Here is a 19713-nt window from a genome sequence, read left to right as displayed (position 1 = left end):
CCGGGTTCACCCCCGTCCGCCCGGCACACCCTGTCCGCGCGAAGGACGACGGCGACGGGCAGGTCTCCTGGCTCGCGGGTCGTCGCCGGTTTCGCGCCGCCTTCTCGGGATTGCGGTCCCAATGGCCCTGGCGCGCGGCTATCCGCTTACAGTTGCAGGGGCAGCCGGGGTCTTGCACCCCGTTCCCGTTTTCATCCCCGGCGGGCGGGGAACCTGTCGCTGGCGGCGACTTAACCGGGGCGTGCAGCGGCGTCAATCGATCGGTCTTTCGCTCGATTTCATCCACACGACCAGCGCGAAACGGGCCGGGCCGCGCAGGGGACGGCTGCGATGCGGAGTGAAGCGATCGAGAAACAGCGCCGAGCCCGCCGGGCACGAGGGGCTCGCGACTTCCGCGCCGGCCAGGTCGCACGCGTCGATCGCGAAACCGTCGGTCCGGTGATGCGGCAGTGGCTGCTCGCGCCGGCCGGGTGCGACGTCGAGCGCGCCTGTCGAGGGCGTCACCGAGCGCAGCGGAATCCAGGCCGTAATGCGCACGCGGCCGCAGTCGGAGCCGTCGAGCAGCGCGACGTCCGAGTGCCAGCGATGGAGCTTGCGTTCGAAGGACTCGATCGCGGCGCGCACCCGCACGACCTTGCCGTCGATCGGCACGCCCGCGAGCCGTTCGGCGGTTCGCACCAGCTCGGGTGAACGGACCAGCTCCTGCATGTGCGGCCCGTGCTGCGCGTCGGTGCACACGGCGATGCGCAGCAGGTCGGCGAGACTGCGGTCCATCCGATGAATTCGATCGAGGCGGCGGGCGAGCGGTTCGCCGGGAAAGGTATCGGCGATCGGGCGATAGAGCGCGTGCGCGATCCGGTCGATATGCGCGGCGATATCCTGCTCGGCGGCGGCGACCAAAGCCGGATCGAACACCGGCGCGACCGTATAGCCCTCATTGCGAAACCGGTCGATGCTCATCGCTGTGTCTCCTTTGCCGCGACTCGTTCCAGCGGCACGATCAGTACGCCGTCGCCCATCGGCTCGATCCGCGCGCGGATGCCGTAGACGGCTTCGAGCCGATCGGGCGTGAGCACCGCGAGCGGGCTGCCGTCGGCGACGATCTCGCCGCGATCGACCAGCAGCAGCCGGGCGCAGTAGCGGGCCGCCAGGGTCAGGTCATGGAGCACCGCGACGACGAGCGCGCCGCTCGCCGCCTCGCGCCGCAGCAGGTCCATCACGTCGAGCTGGTGGCCCGCGTCGAGCGAGGCGAGCGGCTCGTCCGCGACGAGTCCCGCCGCGCCAACCGCGAGCGCGCGCGCGAGCAGGACGCGCGCCCTCTCGCCGCCGGAAAGCTGGGTGGCGATGCGGGCGCGCAAGTCGAGCACGTCGGCGCGCGCCATCGCCCGGTGGATCGCGGCGCGATCGTCCGACGAGAGCCGATCGGCGGGGGCGAGGTGAGGGATGCGGCCGAGCCCGACCAGCCGCTCGACCCCGAGCGGCCAGTGCACCGTCTGCCCCTGCGGCAGATAGGCGAGCTTGCGCGCCACTTGCGCGCGCGAATGCCGCGACAGGTCAGTGCCGTCGAGGCGGATTTCGCCGCTGTCGGGCCGGACGAGGCCGAGGATCGCGCGCACGAGCGTCGACTTGCCCGCGCCGTTGGGGCCGATCACGCCGGTCAATCGCCCGGGCTCCAGCCTGGCCGAAACGCTTTTCAGGATCGGCCGGCCGGAAAGGCTGACGCAAAGGTCCTCGAACTCGACGGTCACCATATCCGCCGCTCCCTGAGCAGATGGGTCATGAATACCGGCACGCCGAGGAAGGCGGTCACGACGCCCAGCTTGAGCTCGGTGGTGGTGGGGATGAGGCGCACGGCGATGTCGGCCAGCGTCAGCAGCAGCGCACCCGCGAGCAACGAGGGCAGCAGCACGGCGGAGGGGCCGCGGTCGGTGAACGGGCGCACGAGGTGCGGCACGATCAGTCCGACGAAGCCGATCGCGCCGGACACCGCGACGGCGCCGCCCACGCCGATCGCGACGCCGCTCAGGATGACGATCCGGCTGCGCGCGAGATCGACGCCCAGCGAGCGGGCGCCGTCCTCGCCCAGGCTGAGCGCGTCGATCGCCTTGCCGCTGGTGAGCATCAGCGCGCAGCCGATCGCGACGCAGGGCAGGGCGATCCGCACGTGCGCGAAGGAGCGGTTCTCGATCGAGCCGAGCAGCCAGGTCATGATCTCCATCGCCGCGAAGGGATTTGGCGAAAGATTGAGCGCGAGGCTGATCCCGGCTGCGGCCAGGGTCGACACCGCGATACCGGCGAGGATCAGTGTCAGCGGGCTTTCGGAGCGTCCGGCCAGCATGAACAGCAGCGCCAGCGCGCCGAGCCCGCTCACGATCGCCACGGCCGGCATGGCGACGCCGTGCCAGTCGGCCAGCCCGAAATACAGCATGACCACCGCGCCCAGCGCCGCTGCGTTCGAGGTGCCGAGGACCGAGGGTTCGGCGAGCGGGTTGCGCAGGAAGCCTTGCAGCACCGCGCCGCCAAGGCCCAGCGCCGCGCCGACCAGCAGGCCGACGAGCAGGCGCGGCAGCCGAAGGTCGACGACGATGGCCTGTGCGACCGGGTCCGCCCGTCCGACGAGCGCCGCCACGACGCGCGTGGGCGCGAGGTCAACCGGTCCGAGCGCGAGCGAACCGCAGGCGGCGAGCAGCAGGAACAGGACGAGGCCCGGCAGCAGGAAGCCATGACGCCGCGCATCATGGAAGGTGTCGTTGACGAAGACCTCGCATCGCTCGTCCCTTCCCGGAATGCCGGTGTCCGGGACGGTAGCTTTCCCTTGAGCCAGAGTCGCGCGCGGCGGGTCGATCGGTCTCGCCCGGTTCATGACGCGCCCAGTTGCTCGACGAGGCTGCGGGCGGCGCGTACGTAGGCGGGGCCGCCGCAGACCGTCCAGGCTTGCGGAAGCACGATCCGGCGCACGCCGCGGAGCGCGGGATGTTGCAGCATCTCGGTTCCCTGATCGCTGACTTTTTCCGCCGCCGCCTCGACGATGATGAAGTCGGGCCTGGCCGCGACCAGTTCCTCGAGCGAGAGCCGCGAAAGCGCGGGCTTGTCGAGCCGGCCGGCGAGATTGACCAGCCCCGCCCGCTGCATCAGGTCATCGACCAGCGTTCCGGTGCCGGTGAGATAGCCGCGCCGCTGGTAGTAGGCCGCGACCCGCCCCTTGCCCGGCTGCGGCAGCCCGGCGAGATCGCGCTCCATGCGCGCGACGAGCGCCGCGCCGCGCCCATGGTGCCCCACGGCATCGGCGATCTGCCGGGTCTGCGCGGCGATCTGCGCGAAGCTCGTGGCCCATGCGAGATCGACCAGTCTGTAGTCCTGCGCGGGAAGCGCGGCGAGCACGGGACTGCGCCGCGACCGCGCGCCGATGATCAGGTCGGGCTGGATTTCGAGGATCTCTTCGGCCGACTGGCCGAGGATGCGCAGCCCGCGGGCATCCTTCGCGGCTGCCGAGAGATCGGGGTCGGTCGCGTTGCGGGTCAGTCCTGCGATCTGGTCGCGGTCGGCAAGTGCGAGCAGATACTGGTCGGCGCAAAGGTTGAGCGAGACGATGCGCCGCGGGCGCGCTCCGGGCTGCGCCGCCGGCGTCGGACCGGCGGGCGCGGCGCCGATCCATGCCAGTGCCGCGCCGAGCCCGGCAAGGCCGATCACCGCGCCGGAGCGGAGCGAGCGTGCGCCGGAGCTGGCCGCCATCGCACCTTCGCCCCGGAAAAGCTTGCCCCGCTTCAAAACTCGATACCCGCCTGCGCCTTCACACCGCCGCGAAAGGGATGCTTGACCAGCGTCATCTCGGTGACGAGATCGGCCGCCTCGATCAGCGCGTCGGGTGCGTTGCGGCCAGTGACGATGACGTGCTTCATCTCGGGCCGCGCGGCGATTGCTTCGAGCACTTCGTCGAGCGGCAGGTAGTCATAGCGCAGCACGATGTTGAGCTCGTCGGCCAGCACCATATCGTAGCCGGGATCGGCGATCATCCGTTTCACCTCGTCCCAGGCCGCGCGGGTCGTGGCGATGTCGCGCGCGCGATCCTGCGTGTCCCAGGTGAAGCCTTCGCCCATCGGCTTGAACTCCACGTGCTCGGGAAAGGCGTCGAAGACCGCCTTTTCGCCGGTCGCCATCGCTCCTTTCACGAACTGGACGACGCCGACTTTCTTGCCGTGCCCGATCGCGCGCACCACCATCCCGAGCGCGGCGGTCGTCTTGCCCTTGCCCTTGCCGGTGTGGACCACGAGCAGGCCTTTCTCGACCGTCTTGCCGGCCATGACCCTTTCGTGCGCGGCCTGTTTCTTCTTCATCCGCTCGGCGTGTTGTTGCTCGGTTCTATCGGCCATCGAGCCGTCTCCTCAATTTTGCGGGTAACCGGCGGGGCGGCCGAGCCACCCCGCACTGGACAGATCTTCGGATCAGAAGCGCACGCGCACGCCGCCATAGGCGCTCGCGCCGAGGGCATTCTTGCCGTAGCTGACCTGGTACTGCGCGTCGGTCACGTTGGTGACGCGGCCGTAGACCTCGATCTTTTCGGTGATGCCGTAGGAGGTGAGCAGGTCGAGGATCGTGTAGGCCTCGGTATCGCCGCCGTAGCCCGATTCGTCGCCGTCACGGAAACGGATGCGGGCGGTCAGCGAGGCACGTTCGATCGGGGTGAGCGTGACCGAAGATGTCGCGATGGACTTCGGCCGGCCGCTGTCGATGTAGCCGCCGGTCTGGTCTTCGTCGGTCTCGTGGTCGATGTAAGTGTAGGTCTGGCGCAGCGTGAGCCAGGGCAGGGGCCGCGCGACGAGCCCGGCCTCGATGCCTCTTGCCCGCGTCCGGCCGTACTGGGTGTAACCGCCGTAGGGCGCGATGCTGCCGTCGAACACGATCTCGTTGCGCTTCGAGCCGAAGAAGTAGGTCAGTTCCGCCTCGAGGCCGCCGGCGATCGCGAGGTCGATGCCGACATCGCCGCCCTTGCTGGTCTGTACGCCGAGATCGGGATTGCCGTAAGTCGGATCGAAGAGCTGGTAGAGGCCGGGCGCCTTGGCGCCGGTGCCGTAGCTGGCGCGCAGCTTGGCCGGACCGAAGGCATAGGCGATCGTGCCGCGATAGGTGTCGAAGCTACCGAAGCGGCTATTGTCGTCGATGCGGGCCGCGCCGGTGAGCGTCAGCCCATCGATTGGCCGCAAGGCGACTTCGGCGTAGGCCGACTTGGTGTCGATTTTCTCGCCGAGATTGCCGGAATAGTTGGTGACCTGATCGGTCTTCTCCCATTCCATCTCGCCGCCCGCGGCGATGCTGATCGGGCCTTCGCCGCCCCAGCGCACGGCGAGCCGCAGGGCGTCCTTGGTGCCCTTGTAGAGATCGCCTTCGGGCAGGTTGGACGTGCCGAAATAGAGCCGCCGTGCGACGTAGCGGCTTGCGGTGAGGTCGGCCTTGAGCTTGCCGTCGGTCGAACGGAAGCTGCCTTGTCCGGCGAGGGCGTATTCGCGCTTCTTTACGGTGTTGAGATTGTCGGTGGTCGTGCCGTCGAGATCGGAAAAGGCGTCGAGCCAGAAGCCGATCGCCTGGAACGACAAGGTATCGGTCGCCGCCAGGCCCGCGCGGCCCGAGAAGCCGTAACGCCAGTATTCGTCGTCCTCGCTGACCGAGCCGGGGGGATTGGCGGTCGCGGGGTCACTGAGCGAAGGTCCGTCGTGGCGATAGCCCGTGGCGGTGAGGCGGAAATCGACGGGGCCCGACTTGCCGAGCACCGAGGCGCCGCCGTTGAGCGTGTCGTAGGCGCCGTATTCGGCCTGCGCCGACACCGACAGGCCTTCCTCGCTTGCCCGGCGGGTGATGATGTTGACGACGCCGCCGATGGCGTCGGACCCGTAGAGCGAGCTCTGGTTGCCGCGCAGCACCTCGATCCGCGAGATGTCGGCGGCGGTGAGGTGTTCGGGAGAGTATTGCGTCGAGGTCGAACTGGGGTCGCCCAGTTCGATGCCGTCGATCAGCCAGAGCGCCTCGTCGTTGTCTGATCCGCGAATGCTGACGCTCGTATTGGCGCCCGGCCGGTCGGTGCTGACGACCACGCCCGGCACGTCGAGAAGCGCGTCCTTGACGAAGATGATCTGATTGCGCGCGAGCGCCTCTTCGGTGACGACGGTGACGGTGCTGCCGATTTCGCGTGCCTCGTCGGTCACGCGCGAGGCGGTGACGACGATGGAATCGTCGCCCACGGCGCTCCCGTCGGGAACGGGCTGGGCAAGAGCGGGCGTGGCCGCGACGAGCGTGAACAGGGATAATGCAGGATACAGTTTCATGGGTATGGCCCCCGGCGCCAGAGCAACTGACGGCAGGGGCGAACCGCAAGGTCCCGATGGCCGGTGCAGGCACCGGTCAGGCGAACGAACGGCCGGCCCGCGCGTCGCGGACGGGCGCATGTCGCCCGCGCAGCGCAAGGCCGTGCGGCCCCAGCCGCAACGGTTCGTCGCTCTGACGGAGAGATACCGTGCCATGGCCAACCCCTGAACCGCGGCAAGAGCGACAATGCGCCGGCAGGTCTCCTGGCTCGCGGGTCAAAGCGCTGTGCACGGCCTTCCCAGGCCTTGGATGACGGTGCATCGGGCCCAGTGGCTGCCTTCTTCCGGAAGGAAGAAAGCGATGTGCATCACGCTCGCCGCTTACAGTTGCAGGGACAGCCTCGGATTCGATCCGCCGCAGGGGCGTTTCTCACCGTGTTCCCGATTAAGCCCTTCCGGGCACCGGCGCGTGTCTGAAAGCAGGGCAGGCCCGCTTCCGGCGACGCTCATAAGCGGACCGCAATGAAAAGCAATCCCTCGTTCCCGGTGAAGTCGCGAGGCGTCGCGCGATCGTTATGGTCGGTGCGTCCGGGACAAGCCTGCCCAGGCGCCGCACAACAGCAGCCGATACAGACGTTCGCGCGCACCCGGCGCGCCGTCATCGCCGGCCAGCCCGAGCCGTCGCAGCGCGGTGCGCTCGGCGACGTCGGGATTGTGGCGCATGCCGTCCCAGGCGAGGGCGGCAAGCGCGCTCGCGCTCGAGCCTGCCTCGCGCAGCACCGTCAGCGCCCGCAGCGCGGTCTGCTCCTCGGCGGTGAAATCGCTGCCGAAGGGGAAAGGGGCAAAGTGCCCCGCCTCGCGCGGCGCGCGCAGCAGGTCTTCGAGCCGCTCGGGCGTGTTGCGCTCGACCTCGACGTGCGCGTTGCCGTCGATCTTGCCCGCCTTCCTCGCCGTATCGAGCAGTTCGGGGGCGAAGCGCGCATCGCTGATCGCGGCCATGCGCGCGATGCACTGCGCGTCGCTGGCGGCCTTGAGATGCGCGACGCCGTATTCGCTGACGACGACGTCGCGCATGTGGCGCGGGATCGTGGTGCGATCGAGCTGCCAGACGATGTTGCTGCTCGTCTCGTCGTCGCGGGTTCGGGTCGAGGCCACGGTCAGGATCGAATGCGCGCCGCGCAGTGCCAGCGCCTGCTCGACGAAATCGTGCTGGCCGCCGACTCCGCTGATCACGCGCCCGTCGCCCAGCGTATCGGCCTGCGCCGCGCCGAGTACGTCGGCCTTGATCACGGTGTTGACGAAGCGCGCATGGACACGGTCGGCGCGCTTCTCGTCCTCGTCTCCATATAGGGCGTTGGTGAACGAGACAGCGGTCATGTCAAAATCGGCGCGCCGCGCCTCGTCCATCGCCTTGAGCCGCGTGTAGAAGCCGCGCGAGCCGACGAAGAAGGCGCCGTGCAGCACCGGACCGCGCGCCGAGCGGCGCTTGAGAATGCCGGCGTCGTAAAGCTCGAGAAACCCGTCGACGAACATTTCGCTCGCCGCGTAGAGGCCGTGCTCGAACGGCTCGGTCTCGCGCGGCTCGTCGGTGATCCGGCTGAGCAGCTCGCGAAACAGTGCGTTGTGGCGGTGGCGCAGGATCAGCGCATAGGCGATCGCGTCGCCCATCGAGCCGATGCCGATCTGCAGCGTGCCGCCGTCCTCGACGAGGCTCGCCACGTGAAGGCCCGTCACGTACTCGGCGGTCGAGACTGGACGGCGCGGCGCGGCGAAGATCGGGAATTCGACCGCAGGATCGTCGAGCAGGGCGTCGAAGCGGTCGGCGGCGATCTCGGCGCTGCCGGGCATGAACGGCAGGTCGCGGTTAACTTGCCCGACGAACAGGAACGGCGCGCCGCGCGCGCGGCGCTCTTCCAGTTCGGACAGGATGTCGAGCGTGACGTCGGGATTGCACGCGAGGCTGTAGCGCGGCTTTGGGCCGCTCTCGTCGACGGCGACGAGCTGCGCGAGCAGGTTGATCGGCTTGGCGAGGATGACGTCGCGCGGGGCGGCGCTGTAATTCACGCTCACGTAGTCCTGCTGAGCACGCGCGTTGCCGAGCCAGGCCCCCGAATTGAGGAAGAATTCGGTGACGGCGACATTGTCGGGCAGGCCGTCGCCCCGCAGCGCGCGCGCGTAGTCCAGCTCGACATAGCCGGCGAAATGGCGGTCCACGAAGGGTTCGAGAAACCGCGCCTGAAGATCGGAACTCGCGCTCGGCCGCTCGAGCGTGAGGGCGGTCATGATCTCGAGCCGCAACGCCGGGTCCTCGCGCGCCATAGCGAACAGCGCGTTCGCGACATGCGTCGCCTTGCCGATGCCGAGGGGCAGGGCGACGTGCAAGCTTTGCCCGGCCTGCCCGACGATCCATCGCGCGAGGGCCGAGGGATCGGAAAACCGCTCCATCGCAGCCCTCAGGTCTTGCGCCACCAGGCGCTCGGCGCGTGGTGCGGGCCGTGCAGACGCGCTTGCTTTTCAAGCGTGCTCGCGACATCGGCGAAGCCGCGCGACCGCGCATATTCGATCGGTCCGCCGCGAAACGGCGCGAAGCCGGTGCCGTAGACCATCGCCGCGTCCGCGCTCTCGTCGTCCTCCACCACGCCTTCGTCGAGCGCGGCGGCGACGGCGTCGATCATCGGCAGGATCAGCCGGTCGGCCATCGCCGCGTCGGGCTCCTCGCGGACCGGGTTCTTGAGGGCCTTGCCGTTCTCGTCCCAGGCGTAGAGCCCGGTGCCGGTCTTGCGGCCGAGTTCGCCGCGATCGACCTTGATGCGCAGGCCTTCCGGGATTTCCGGCATCGGCCGATCAAGCCCCTCGGCAAGCGACTCCGCGACGGCGAGACAGATGTCGAGGCCGACCTGGTCGGCGAGTTCGACCGGCCCGACGGGCATGCCGAAGCGCTCGGCCGCGGCGTCGATCCGCTCGGGCTGTTCGCCTTCCTCGATCATCAGCAAGGCTTCGCCCAGATAGGGCATGAGCGCGCGGTTGACGAGGAAGCCGGGCGCGGCCTTGACCGGCAGCGGCAGCTTGCCGATCGCGCCGACGAAGCGCAACGCGCGGGCAAAGGCGTCCTCGGCAACGCCGTCGTGGCGCACCACCTCGACGAGATCCAGCTTCGAGACCGGATTGAAGAAGTGGATGCCCACGAACCGCTCGGGATGCTTCAGCCCTTTCGATAGCGCGTTGAGATCGAGGCTGGAGGTGTTGGTCGCGATGATCACTTCTTCGCCGACCGCGCCTTCGATGCGCTCGTAGATGCCGCGCTTGAGATCGGTCTTTTCGGGCGCGGCCTCGATTACGAGGTCGGCGTGACGCAGGCCGGCTCCATGCACGTCGGGCACGAATCGGTCGTTCGCACGCAGCCGTTCCGGACCGTCCAGCTTGCGCGCAAACAGCTTGTGCGCGCCCGCGACAGCCTTGCTCAGCGAGGCCGTCATCGGGTCCTCGATCGTCACATGCATGCCCTTGAGCGCGCACCAGGCACCGATTTCCGCGCCCATCGTGCCCGCCCCGATGACATGGACGTGGGCGACCTCGTTCTTGCCCTTGCCGTTGGTCTTGAGCCGCTCGCGCAGGAAGAAGGCGCGTACCAGGTTCTGGGTCGCGGTGAGCGGCAGCAGCGCGGCGAACGAACGGCGTTCCGCCTCCAGCATCTCGGCCTGCGAGCCGCCGTGACGCTCCCAAAGCTCGATCAGTGCGTAAGGCGCGGGATAATGCTCGTGTGGCGCGCGCTTGTCGGCTTCGGCGCGCATCCTGCGGCCCGCCGCGAGACGCGCGGGGCGAAGATTGAGCGCATCCGCACCGAAGCCCGCGCCGCGCCGCTCGATCCGTCCGCGCGCTGCCTCGTCGACCGCCTTGGCGACGTTGCGCTCGGGCACGACGGCATCGACGATACCCAGCTTGAAGGCCTTGCGTGCCGACACGGTCTTGCCGGTGAGCATCAGCGTCATCGCCTCGATCGGCTGGATCCGGTGCGTCAGCCGCGCGGTGCCGCCAAGGCCCGGATGAAGGCCGACCAGGACTTCGGGAAACCCGAGGCGGGTATCGTCGCGCGCCACGATCCGGTCGCAGGCCAGCGCGAGCTCGAGGCCGCCGCCGACGCAAGTGCCGTGCACCACCGCCACGGTGCGCGCCTTGAGCGCGGCGACGCGGTCGATCACGTCGTTGGCCTCGGCGATGCGGCGATCGAGTTGCGGGCCGGCATCGACGCCGCGAAACTGCGAAAGATCGGCGCCCGCGGCGAAGCCCGAGGCCTTGGCCGAGCGGAAGATCACGGTGCGCCAGTGGCCCTTCTCGACATCGTCGAGCAGGGCGTCGAGCTCGGAGAAGACCTCTTCGTTGAAGGTGTTGGTCGAAACGCCCTGCCGGTCGAGCACCAGCCAGATGCGGTCGCCTTCCTCACGGCGCAGCCAGTGCGTGCCGCGCGTGCCTTCGCTGCCGGTCATCGGTTCCGGGCCGAGGAACTGCTTCACGCTCGTCTTGGTCTTGGCCGTCTTGGTCATATCGCTATCCGTCATCATGCCAGCTCCACCAGCATCGCGCCGCCTTGGCCGCCGCCGATGCATTCGGTGGCGATGCCGCGTTTGCCTCCCGTTCGCCGCAGCGCGTTGACGAGGTGGAGCACGATGCGCGTGCCGCTCGTACCCACCGGGTGGCCGAGGCTGATCGCGCCGCCATCGATGTTGAGCTTGGCGCGGTCGATGCCGCCGATCGGGGCGTCGAGCCCGAGCACCTCGCGGCAGAACGCCTCGTCGGCAAAGGCCTGGAGGCAGGCGAGCACTTGCGCGGCGAAGGCCTCGTTGAGTTCCCACAAGTCGATATCGTCGAGACCGAACCCGCCGCGTTCGAGCAGCGGGGCCGAGCACAGCACCGGCCCGAGGCCCATGACGCGCGGGTCGAGCGCGGCCCACTCGCTGTCGCGGATCGTGGCGATCGGCGTGAGGCCATGGCGCTGCACCGCCTCGTCGGAGGCGAGGATCATCCAGCATGCGCCGTCGGTCACCTGGCTGGCGTTGCCCGCGGTGACGTCGCCATAGCGCTCGAACACGGGCTTGAGCTTGCCAAGCGCCTCGATCGTGCTGTCGGGCCGCACGCCGTCGTCGTGGTCGTAGATCGTGCCGTCGGGCGCGAACATCGGCTCGACTTCGTTTGCCAGCCAGCCTTCCTCCTGCGCCCGGGCGAGGCGGCGGTGGCTTTCGAGCGCGTAGTCGTCGGCCTGCCAGCGGCTGATGCCGAAGCGGTGCGCCAGTTCCTCGGCGGTCTGTCCCATGGCGAGGCCGCTGACCGGATCGGTCAGGCCCTGCTTGAGGCCAATCTCGGGCGAAAGGAAGCCCACCTGGAACCGGCTCATCGCCTTGACGCGATCGGCGGCGCTGCGCGCCTGCTGGAACTCGGCAAGCCACTCGGTCGCCTCGTCGGACAGGATCAGCGGCGCGCGGCTCAGCGCTTCGGTGCCGCCGGCCAGGACGAGGTCCATGTCGCCGTGCGCCACCGCGCGGAAGGCATCGTCGAGCGACTGCATGCCCGAACCGCAATTGCGGTGCACCGTCCAGGCGGGCATCTCGTCACCGCAGCCGAGCCGCAGTGCCGCGACCCGGGCGACGTTCATCTCACCCGCGATCTGGTTGGCGCAGCCCAGGATCACCTGGTCGAATTCGTCGGGCGCGAAAGGTTGGCGCAGCAGCAACGGCCTACCGCACTGGACGGCGAGATCGGCCGGACTGAACGGCCCCGGCTTGCCGCGCGCCTTGATGAAAGGCGTGCGCGCGCCGTCGATTACGTGGACGGGACGGGCTTGCGATCGGGCTGACCGTTCGATGGCTCCTGCTCCTTCTTCTTTTCTTGGCTTGTGCGACCGGCGAGAACGCCGGTCAGTTCGTCCGGATCGAAATCGTCGACGGCGACGACCTTGGCCACGGCCGCCTGAGCCTGTTTCAGGGCCTCACGCTCGGCGTCGTTGAGCGAGGCTTCGCCCAGCTTGCGGCGGCGGTCGTGCAGCGCCTGCGTCTTTTCGACGAGATCGAGCGCCACTTCGAGTTCCGACAATGGCGCGGAGGGCGGGCCTTCGTGAACGCCGCAGGCGATGCGGTCGCGCTGGCGCCCGCTCTTGAGGATGGCGTCGGCGCAGGCGAACAGGGTCTCGTCGCTTGGGCCGCGTGGATGGCTGCGGAACGGCAGGGTGACCGCACGCAGAACCTTGTCGAGCAGGGGCACCGGGAAGTTGACGAAGATCGCATCGAAGCGGTCCTCGATCCGCGAGAAGCCGGTCTGGCAGCACCACTCGACCAGCGGCAGGTCCTCCGCGAGGCCGCCGTCGTCTTCCCAGCGCTTGAGCACGGCCGAGAGCAGGTAGAGTTCGGCGAGGATGTCGCCGTATCGCGCCGAGATCGCCTCCTTGCGCTTGAGCGCGCCGCCGACCGCGATCAGCGCGCCTTCGGCGGCGGTCGCCAGCGCGGCGCTGTAGCGCGACATCTGCTTGTAGTAGCCCTTGACCGGCCCTGCCCTGGGTGCGTTCGCGATGGCGCCGCCGGTCCAGGCGGCGGTCATCGAGCGGGCGAGGTTGGCGAAGATGTGGCCGGCGTGCTTCCACACGACATCGTCGAAGTCTTGGAGCGCCTCGTCGCCCTCGGCGCCGAGCGCGGCCATCTCGTCGATCAGGTGGGGATGGTCACGCGTGGCGCCCTGTCCGAAGATGATGAGGCTGCGGGTGACGATGTTCGCGCCCTCGACGGTGATGCCCACCGGGACCGAGCGATAGACGCCGCCGAACCAGTTGCGCGGGCCGTCGATGATGGTCTTGCCGCCGTGGACGTCCATCGTATCGTTCACCGCCTCGCGCATGCGGTCGGTGGCGTGGTACTTCATGATTGCCGAAACGATCGAGGGATGGTGGCCTTGGTCGAGCCCCGCGCACGTGAAGCGGCGCGCGGCCTCGAGCATGTACGCGGTGCCGGCAATGCGGCCGAGGGGTTCCTTGACGCCCTCGAACTTGCCCACGGGGATGCCGAACTGCTGGCGCACGCGGGCATAGGCGCCGGTCGCGCGTGCGCCGAGGCAGGCGGCGGCGGTGGCCAGCGAGGGCAGTGAGATGCCGCGTCCGGCGGCGAGCGCGGCCATCAGCATCTTCCAGCCCTGGCCGATCTGTTCCTCGCCGCCGATGATCGCCTCGAGCGGCACGAACACGTCCTCGCCCGAGACCGGGCCGTTCTGGAACGCCTGCATCGAGGGCAGGTGGCGGCGGCCATGAACCACGCCGGGCGTGTCGGTCGGCACGAGCGCCACGGTGATGCCGCGATCCTCCTCGCCGGACAGAAGGTGGTCTGGATCGCGCAGCTTGAAGGCGAGCCCGAGCACGCTCGCGACGGGGGCGAGGGTTATGTAGCGCTTCGAGAAGGTGAGGCTGATGCCCAGCACATCCTTGCCGTCGATCTTGCGGCGGCAGATCACGCCTTCATCGACCATCGAGGACGCGTCCGAGCCCGCTTCCTCGCTCGTCAGCGCGAAGCAGGGGACTTCGCGCCCGTCAGCCAGGCGCGGGAGCCAGTGCTTGCGTTGCGCGTCGGTGCCGAATTGCAGCAGCAGTTCGCCCGGGCCGAGCGAGTTGGGCACCATCACCGTGACCGCGGCGGTCACCGAGCGCGTCGATATGCGCTTGACCACTTCGCTGTGCGCGAAGGCACTGAAGCCGAGGCCGCCATGCTCCCTGGGAATGATCATCCCAAAGAACTTCTCGCGCTTGAGGAAATCCCAGATGTCGGGCGGCAGGTCCATGTCGACCGCCGCGATCCGCCAGTCGTCGAGCCGGTCGCACAGTTCGGCCACCGGTCCGTCGAGAAAGGCGCTTTCCTCGGCGCTGAGCGCGGGCGGGGCCATTGCCCGCATCGCCTCCCAGTCGGGGGCGCCGGAAAACAGGTCCTTGTCCCACCAGGTGTCTCCGGCCTCCATGGCCTCGCGCTCCGTGGGGGACAGCGCGGGAAGGCTTCCCTTTGCCCACGCGAAGATCGGTCGTGTGAGGATCTTGCGGCGCAGCGCTTTCAGCATGGTGGCACTCCAAATTCCTTGGCCCGGCCGTGGCGGCGGCGGGCGGTCCTGGTGAAGGAAGGCGCGAGCCGGGGGCAAGGTTCCGAAACCGAAAAAGATGCCGGTCGATAGGGGGCAGCCCTGCGTCGCGGAGCGGTGCGCGTCGCCTCACGCCAAGCCGAAGCCAAGCAGCGCGAGCAGGACCATTGCCGCCAGTCCCGCGATGAACACCGTGCGGCGCGGGCGGGTGTCGAGAATGATATCGGCGCCGCGCGCTTCGCGGGCGGTGCGGGTGATCGGCTGGTCGGTCATGCTGCGTCCTTTCGAGTGGCTTGCGGGCGTTCGGGTTGCGCCCTTGCCGACTCAGTGAAGGGCGGGCCGCGATCGTTCCGAAAGCCGCGACGACCTGTGGCTTTCCCTGGACGGCTTACGCGCCACCGATTGGGTTCGGATGGCGGTCAGCCAACCGGGAAATATGTCGCTCACAACGCGCCCTGTCGGCTCATGGCGACGATCCTGTCGGCGGTCCGGCAGGCGATGGCCTGGATCGTGAGCGACGGGTTCACGCCGCCCACGGTCGGGAAGACGGACCCGTCGCAGATCCACAGGTTCGGCACGTCCCAGCTTCGGCAATCGGCGTCGACCACGCTCGTCGTCCGGTCGAAGCCCATGCGTGCGGTCCCGCCCAGATGGCAGGTATCGCCCATCTCACGCCAGGTCTCGCGCGCGCCGGTCGCCTTGAGACTGTCTTCCATGAACCGCGTCGCATGGCGCATCATCGCGCGCTCGTTGTCCGAATAGGAATGGGTTACGCGTGGGATGCGCAGGCCATACTGGTCGGTCTCGTCGGCGAGCGTGACGCGGTTGGCCGCGTTGGGCAGCGCTTCGCCGACCATCTTGAGGCCCACCGAATGGTTGGCCCGCTCCATCTCGTCGAGCAACTCACGCCCCCACAGGCCGCGGCCGCCAGCCAGCGTCTTGGCCCAGGTGACCGGCAACGGCCCCTGGCTCATGTAGCTCCAGCCGCCGTGGTAGTCCTTGCCTTCGTCGCGGTAGTTCCAGTGTTCGGAGACCGCGAGGCTGGGCGGCCCCTTGTAGGAGCGGACCTCGTCGTCGACCTGCCCCCAGGCGGCCTGGTTGAGCTGGATCATGAGATTGCGCCCGACAAGCCCCGAGGAATTGGCGAGGCCGTCGGGCTGGTCCGCCGTCGCAGAGGCGAGCAGCAGGCGCGGCGTTTCGATCGCGTAGCCCGCGACGATCACGGCGCGCGCACGCTGGAAGCGCCACTGGCCGCCGCGATGGTAGTGCACCCCGGTCGCGAGACCGTTCGGGCCCGTCTCGATGCGGCCGACCATGGCGCGGTCGCGCACTTCGGCGCCGGCGCGGAGCGCGCGCGGAATCCAGGTGACGAGCGCGGATTGTTTTGCGTTGGTCGAGCATCCGGTGACGCAGAAACCGCGATAGACGCAAGGATGCGCCTTGCCGATCGGCGCAGAGAGCGTGGCGATCGGCGTCTCGGCCCAATCGATGCCCAGCGCCTCGGCGCCGCGCGCGAGGTAGTCGGCGGCGGCGTTGAGCGGATGCGCGCGCAAGGGATAGCGCGGGCGCTTCGGCCCCCATGGGTACGAGACCGGCCCGGAGATGTGCAGCACTCGCTCGACCTCGCGGTAGTAGTCCCACATTTCGCGCCAGTCGATCGGCCAGTCGGCGCCGTAGCCGAGCAGCGAGCGGCTGCGGAAATGATCGGGCCGGAAGCGCAGCGAGACCATCGCGAAGTGGACGGTGGAGCCGCCCACGGACTTGCCCGAATTGTTCGATCCGAGGACGATTGGATCGTCGCCGTCGACGATGCGATCGTCAGTCCAGAACAGCTTGGACTGATGGCTTTCATCCGAGGCGAAGTCCTCGAGCGGACGCCAGAACGGCCCCGCGTCCATCGCCACGACCGAGAAGCCCGCCTCGGCGAGCCTGGCCGCGAGCGGAGCACCGCCCGCGCCGGTGCCGACGATCACGAAATCGACCGGCTCCTCGCCGTATTCGCGCATTTCCAGCCAGCCGCCGGGCACCAGCGGATCGGGCGCGCGGCCGCCGGCGCAGCGGATGTCGGCATCGTCCTCAGCCATCGCCGTGCTCCTCTGCCTCCCAGGGATCGCGGCGATTGACGTCGAGCCGGACATAGCCGCGCGGTGAGGCCGGGCCACCGAAGCCCATCGCGCTCCACAGCGAGGGATGCGACCAGTGCATCGAGACGATGTCGGGGATCACGCGCCAGTTCCAGAAGTCGCGGGCGGGCAGGGCGATCCAGTCGGACGCCTGCGTCTCACCCGCCTCGATGCCGCGCAGCAGCGCGTCGGCGCGCTCGGCGTCGAGGCCGGCGAAGGCGCGGCCATGGCGGGCCTGTGCTTCGGCCTCGATCGCATCGAGGCCGCGCAGCCAGCACTCTCGCAGCCGCGGCAGGGTGGCGGGGCGGAAGCCTTCGCCTTCGTCCTTCACGATCTTGTGCGCCAGCAGCGCGACGGTGTTCGCGGGCGCGTGGCGCTCTGGCTGCGGCGCGATGCGCGAGACGAGGCGGCGCAAGGTGGCGAGTCGCGCCTCGCCGATGCCGGCGTCGGCTTCGCGCAGCGACATGCGCGCGTCGATGACCTGGCGGGTCTTGTCATTCCAGCTTGGCGTATCGCGCTTGTCGAGCACGTCGTAGTGCGCGTAGCGGTCAGCCATGGGTGCGTCCCTTGAGCAGCAGCAGCGCGCCGAACCCGGCGATCGCGAGCCCGGTGAAGGAGGGCGGGGCCGGGATCGGCGGCCCGGCGAGCAGATTCTGGCGCCAGTTGCGCCAGCCACCCATGTTGCGCGAGACGCCCCAGGCATGGAACGCCGCCCCCGCGAGGCCGAGCGTCGCCGTCATCGCAAGCAAGTAGGGCGTCGCGGGCGAGGGGATGGCGCGCGCCACATCGCGGGCGAGGCTCAGCGCCGTCAGCGGAGGGATCGAGACCGGCAGCCACATCGCCGGATTGTGAAAGGCGCCGCGAAAGTGCAGCAGGCCGGCTTCCGCGACCGTGCCCGCGAGCCCGAAGGCAACGACGGCTCCCGCGGCCCGTCCGGTCACGAGACGCGGGACGACCGCCCCCGCCCGGCTCTCGCGCAGCGCGCCGGCGATCGCGCCCAGCAGGCCCGTCAGCACCAGTGCTCCGGGCGCGCCGAGCGGCGCCTTGTAGAGCAGGTTGCCGAGCCGGTAACCGCCCGTCTGGCGACCGACGTTCCAGGCGTGAAAGCCGAGCCCGCCCAGGCCGACCGCACCCGCCGCCACATGGACGACGTCGGCGGTCTTGCGGGAAAATGAACCGCCGCCGCCGTTGATGATCAGCGAGGCCGAGGCCGAGAGCAGCGGCAGCACCATCGCGGGATTGCGGAACGAGCCGCGGTAGTGCTCGGTCGCCGAATCGGCGAGGACCGATCCGGCGAGCACCGCCGCGCCGCCCGTGAAGAAAGTCGCCGCGCGGGCCTCGCGGCTCGCCGGGCGGGCGATCCGGAGCAGGATACGGACGAGCGGGAGGGCGAGACTTCGCCCCCGCATCAGTCGCCGCCCGTCAGCGTCGCCGTGAGCTGCTTGATGCTGCCGCGGATCATGCCCGCTTCGTTCGGATCGCCTTTCGCGGTCGCGAACATCATGTTCTTCGCCTGCTTGAAGGAGATGTGCGGCGGCAGCGGCGGCACCTCGGGATCGGTCTTGACCTCGAGCAGCGTCGGACGGCCCGCCGAGAGCGCCGTCTCCCAGGCATTGGCGAGCCGGTCGGGATCGTCGACGAAGATACCGGCAAGGCCGATCATCTCGGCGAAGCGGTGGTAGGGGACATCGGGCAGGCGCTGCGTCATCTCGGCCTTGGGATTGCCCTCCATCACCCGCTGTTCCCAGGTGACCTGGTTGAGATCCTCGTTGTTGAGCACGCACACGACGAAGGTCGGATCGGCCCACTGCTGCCAGTACTTGGCGACCGTGATCAGCTCGGCCATGTTGTTCATCTGCATCGCGCCGTCGCCGACGCAGGCGATCACCGGCCTGTCGGGATGCGCGAACTTGGCCGCGATCGCGTAAGGCACGCCCGCGCCCATCGATGCGAGCCCGCCCGATAGCGAGCCCATCATGTCACGCCGCATCATCAGGTCGCGCGCATACCAGTTGGCGCACGAGCCCGAATCGCTGGTCACGATCGCGCGGTCGGGCAGGCGCGGCGAGAGCTCGGTGAACACCCGCTGCGGATTGACCGGATCGGCGCTCACCATCGCGCGGTCGCGCAGCTTGGCGGTCCAGTCGCGCTTCCAGCCGGCGATCTCGTCGCGCCACGCGGTGTCGGTCTTCTGTTCGAGCAGCGGCAGGAGCGCTTCGATCGTCGACTTGACGTCGCCTTCGAGCGGCACTTCCATCGGGTAGCGGATCGAGAGCATGCCCGGATCGATATCGACCTGAACGCCGCGCGCCTGGCCTTCTTCCGGCAGAAACTCGGAGTAGGGAAAGCCCGAGCCGAGCATCAGCAAGGTGTCGCAATCCATCATCATCTCGTAGCTCGGCTCGGTGCCGAGCAGGCCGATCGAGCCGGTCACCCAGTCGAGATCATCGGGCAGCACCTGCTTGCCGAGCAGCGCCTTGGCCGCTCCCGCGCCGAGCCTGTCGGCAATCGCGATGACCTCGTTCTCGGCCCCGACGCAGCCCGCGCCGGCGAGGATGGCGACTTTCTTGCCCGAGTTGAGCACTTCGGCCGCGCGTTTCAGGTCGCTCGCCTCGGGCACGACCTTGGGACGCGTGTAGCCGACGCCCGAGAACACCGAGCCGTGCTCGCGCGCTGGCATTGCCATCGGCTCTTCCTGGAGATCGTTGGGAACGATCAGCGCGGTCACGCGCCGCCGGCCGAGCGCGATCCGGCACGCGCGATCGACCAGATGGCGCACTTGCGGCGCCTCGGCGGCATAGCCGGTGAAGGCCCCGGCCACGTCCTTGAACAGCGATTGCAGGTCGAGTTCCTGCTGGTAGTGCGCGCCCACCGCGCTGCGGGCCTGCTGGCCGACGAGGGCGAGCACGGGCATGTGATCCATCCGCGCGTCGTAAAGCCCGGTCACGAGGTGCGAGGCGCCGGGTCCGGAGGTGGCGAGGCACACGCCCAGCTCACCGGTGAACTTGGCGTGCGCCGAGGCCATGAAGGCGGCCATTTCCTCGTGGCGCACCTGTACGAATTCGAACTTGTCGCGCAATTCGTCGAGCGCGCCCACCAGGCCGTTGATCCCGTCTCCGGGGTAGCCGAAGATGCGGCGCACACCCCATTGGTGAAGTCTGTCCCAGATGAAGTGGGAAACGGACGTGGACATGGCG

Annotated in this window: 15 protein-coding genes and 2 riboswitches; all 15 genes read right to left on the bottom strand. The window is 69.1% G+C overall.

What is annotated here, in order from left to right; translation table 11 throughout:
- Positions 1-39: 39 nt before the first annotated feature.
- Positions 40-232, bottom strand: a riboswitch (cobalamin riboswitch).
- A gap of 20 nt (positions 233-252) precedes the next feature.
- The 15 genes from B2G71_RS04905 to B2G71_RS04840 all read right to left on the bottom strand — a co-directional run bounded on the left by B2G71_RS04905 (position 253) and on the right by B2G71_RS04840 (position 19709).
- Complete coding sequence (locus tag B2G71_RS04905) at positions 253-960, bottom strand: phytanoyl-CoA dioxygenase family protein (RefSeq protein ID WP_098104611.1); 708 nt, start codon at positions 958-960, stop codon at positions 253-255.
- Positions 957-1751, bottom strand: a complete 795-nt coding sequence (locus tag B2G71_RS04900; RefSeq protein WP_098104610.1) for an ABC transporter ATP-binding protein — start codon at positions 1749-1751, stop codon at positions 957-959. The genes B2G71_RS04905 and B2G71_RS04900 overlap by 4 nt, the downstream gene beginning before the upstream one ends.
- Positions 1745-2863, bottom strand: coding sequence for an iron ABC transporter permease (locus tag B2G71_RS04895; RefSeq protein ID WP_098104609.1), 1119 nt, complete (start codon positions 2861-2863; stop codon positions 1745-1747). Before B2G71_RS04895 ends, B2G71_RS04900 begins: the two co-directional genes overlap by 7 nt.
- Positions 2860-3732, bottom strand: a complete 873-nt coding sequence (locus B2G71_RS04890) for an ABC transporter substrate-binding protein (protein WP_098104943.1) — start codon at positions 3730-3732, stop codon at positions 2860-2862. Before B2G71_RS04890 ends, B2G71_RS04895 begins: the two co-directional genes overlap by 4 nt.
- A gap of 32 nt (positions 3733-3764) precedes the next feature.
- A complete protein-coding gene (cobO, locus tag B2G71_RS04885; RefSeq protein ID WP_098104608.1) occupies positions 3765-4370 on the bottom strand; it encodes a cob(I)yrinic acid a,c-diamide adenosyltransferase in 606 nt (201 codons plus the stop codon).
- Positions 4371-4442: 72 nt separating this feature from the next.
- A complete protein-coding gene (locus tag B2G71_RS04880) occupies positions 4443-6317 on the bottom strand; it encodes a TonB-dependent receptor (RefSeq protein ID WP_168176262.1) in 1875 nt (624 codons plus the stop codon).
- A gap of 215 nt (positions 6318-6532) precedes the next feature.
- Positions 6533-6778, bottom strand: a riboswitch (cobalamin riboswitch).
- Between the two features lie 91 nt (positions 6779-6869).
- Positions 6870-8765: an acetyl-CoA hydrolase/transferase C-terminal domain-containing protein gene (locus B2G71_RS04875; protein WP_206049301.1), complete on the bottom strand. Its 1896-nt coding sequence runs from the start codon at positions 8763-8765 to the stop codon at positions 6870-6872.
- Entirely contained in the window at positions 8750-10852 is a 2103-nt protein-coding gene (locus B2G71_RS04870; protein WP_206049299.1) for a 3-hydroxyacyl-CoA dehydrogenase NAD-binding domain-containing protein, read from the bottom strand. Before B2G71_RS04870 ends, B2G71_RS04875 begins: the two co-directional genes overlap by 16 nt.
- Positions 10852-12087 carry an acetyl-CoA C-acetyltransferase gene (locus B2G71_RS04865; RefSeq protein ID WP_240530029.1) on the bottom strand — a complete coding sequence of 412 codons (1236 nt, stop codon included), beginning with the start codon at positions 12085-12087 and terminating at the stop codon, positions 10852-10854. Before B2G71_RS04865 ends, B2G71_RS04870 begins: the two co-directional genes overlap by 1 nt.
- A 23-nt stretch (positions 12088-12110) precedes the next feature.
- On the bottom strand, positions 12111-14375 hold the full coding sequence (locus B2G71_RS04860; protein ID WP_098104603.1) for an acyl-CoA dehydrogenase: 2265 nt from the start codon (positions 14373-14375) through the stop codon (positions 12111-12113).
- Between the two features lie 147 nt (positions 14376-14522).
- Positions 14523-14666, bottom strand: a complete 144-nt coding sequence (locus B2G71_RS23675; RefSeq protein WP_141521494.1) for a peptide ABC transporter permease — start codon at positions 14664-14666, stop codon at positions 14523-14525.
- Between the two features lie 170 nt (positions 14667-14836).
- Positions 14837-16477: a GMC family oxidoreductase gene (locus B2G71_RS04855; protein WP_098104602.1), complete on the bottom strand. Its 1641-nt coding sequence runs from the start codon at positions 16475-16477 to the stop codon at positions 14837-14839.
- Positions 16470-17072, bottom strand: a complete 603-nt coding sequence (locus tag B2G71_RS04850) for a gluconate 2-dehydrogenase subunit 3 family protein (RefSeq protein WP_098104601.1) — start codon at positions 17070-17072, stop codon at positions 16470-16472. Before B2G71_RS04850 ends, B2G71_RS04855 begins: the two co-directional genes overlap by 8 nt.
- Positions 17065-17925, bottom strand: a complete 861-nt coding sequence (locus tag B2G71_RS04845; RefSeq protein ID WP_240530009.1) for a hypothetical protein — start codon at positions 17923-17925, stop codon at positions 17065-17067. The genes B2G71_RS04850 and B2G71_RS04845 overlap by 8 nt, the downstream gene beginning before the upstream one ends.
- Positions 17925-19709, bottom strand: a complete 1785-nt coding sequence (locus B2G71_RS04840) for a thiamine pyrophosphate-requiring protein (RefSeq protein WP_098104600.1) — start codon at positions 19707-19709, stop codon at positions 17925-17927. The genes B2G71_RS04845 and B2G71_RS04840 overlap by 1 nt, the downstream gene beginning before the upstream one ends.
- Positions 19710-19713: the final 4 nt, after the last annotated feature.

Source organism: Novosphingobium sp. PC22D, from assembly GCF_002556635.1.
In the GTDB taxonomy this organism is placed as follows: domain Bacteria; phylum Pseudomonadota; class Alphaproteobacteria; order Sphingomonadales; family Sphingomonadaceae; genus Novosphingobium.
The sequence above is the reverse complement of the archived record's forward strand: the minus strand, read 5'-3'. Positions and strand labels throughout refer to the sequence as shown.

Coding starts and splice junctions, on each gene's coding strand:
- cobO (WP_098104608.1), bottom strand. CDS start 4,370: ATGGCCGATAGAACCGAGCAACAACACGCCGAGCGGATGAAGAAGAAA.
- B2G71_RS04840 (WP_098104600.1), bottom strand. CDS start 19,709: ATGTCCACGTCCGTTTCCCACTTCATCTGGGACAGACTTCACCAATGG.
- B2G71_RS23675 (WP_141521494.1), bottom strand. CDS start 14,666: ATGACCGACCAGCCGATCACCCGCACCGCCCGCGAAGCGCGCGGCGCC.
- B2G71_RS04880 (WP_168176262.1), bottom strand. CDS start 6,317: ATGAAACTGTATCCTGCATTATCCCTGTTCACGCTCGTCGCGGCCACG.
- B2G71_RS04900 (WP_098104610.1), bottom strand. CDS start 1,751: ATGGTGACCGTCGAGTTCGAGGACCTTTGCGTCAGCCTTTCCGGCCGG.
- B2G71_RS04895 (WP_098104609.1), bottom strand. CDS start 2,863: ATGAACCGGGCGAGACCGATCGACCCGCCGCGCGCGACTCTGGCTCAA.
- B2G71_RS04870 (WP_206049299.1), bottom strand. CDS start 10,852: ATGACGGATAGCGATATGACCAAGACGGCCAAGACCAAGACGAGCGTG.
- B2G71_RS04850 (WP_098104601.1), bottom strand. CDS start 17,072: ATGGCTGACCGCTACGCGCACTACGACGTGCTCGACAAGCGCGATACG.
- B2G71_RS04890 (WP_098104943.1), bottom strand. CDS start 3,732: ATGGCGGCCAGCTCCGGCGCACGCTCGCTCCGCTCCGGCGCGGTGATC.
- B2G71_RS04905 (WP_098104611.1), bottom strand. CDS start 960: ATGAGCATCGACCGGTTTCGCAATGAGGGCTATACGGTCGCGCCGGTG.
- B2G71_RS04860 (WP_098104603.1), bottom strand. CDS start 14,375: ATGCTGAAAGCGCTGCGCCGCAAGATCCTCACACGACCGATCTTCGCG.
- B2G71_RS04845 (WP_240530009.1), bottom strand. CDS start 17,925: ATGCGGGGGCGAAGTCTCGCCCTCCCGCTCGTCCGTATCCTGCTCCGG.
- B2G71_RS04855 (WP_098104602.1), bottom strand. CDS start 16,477: ATGGCTGAGGACGATGCCGACATCCGCTGCGCCGGCGGCCGCGCGCCC.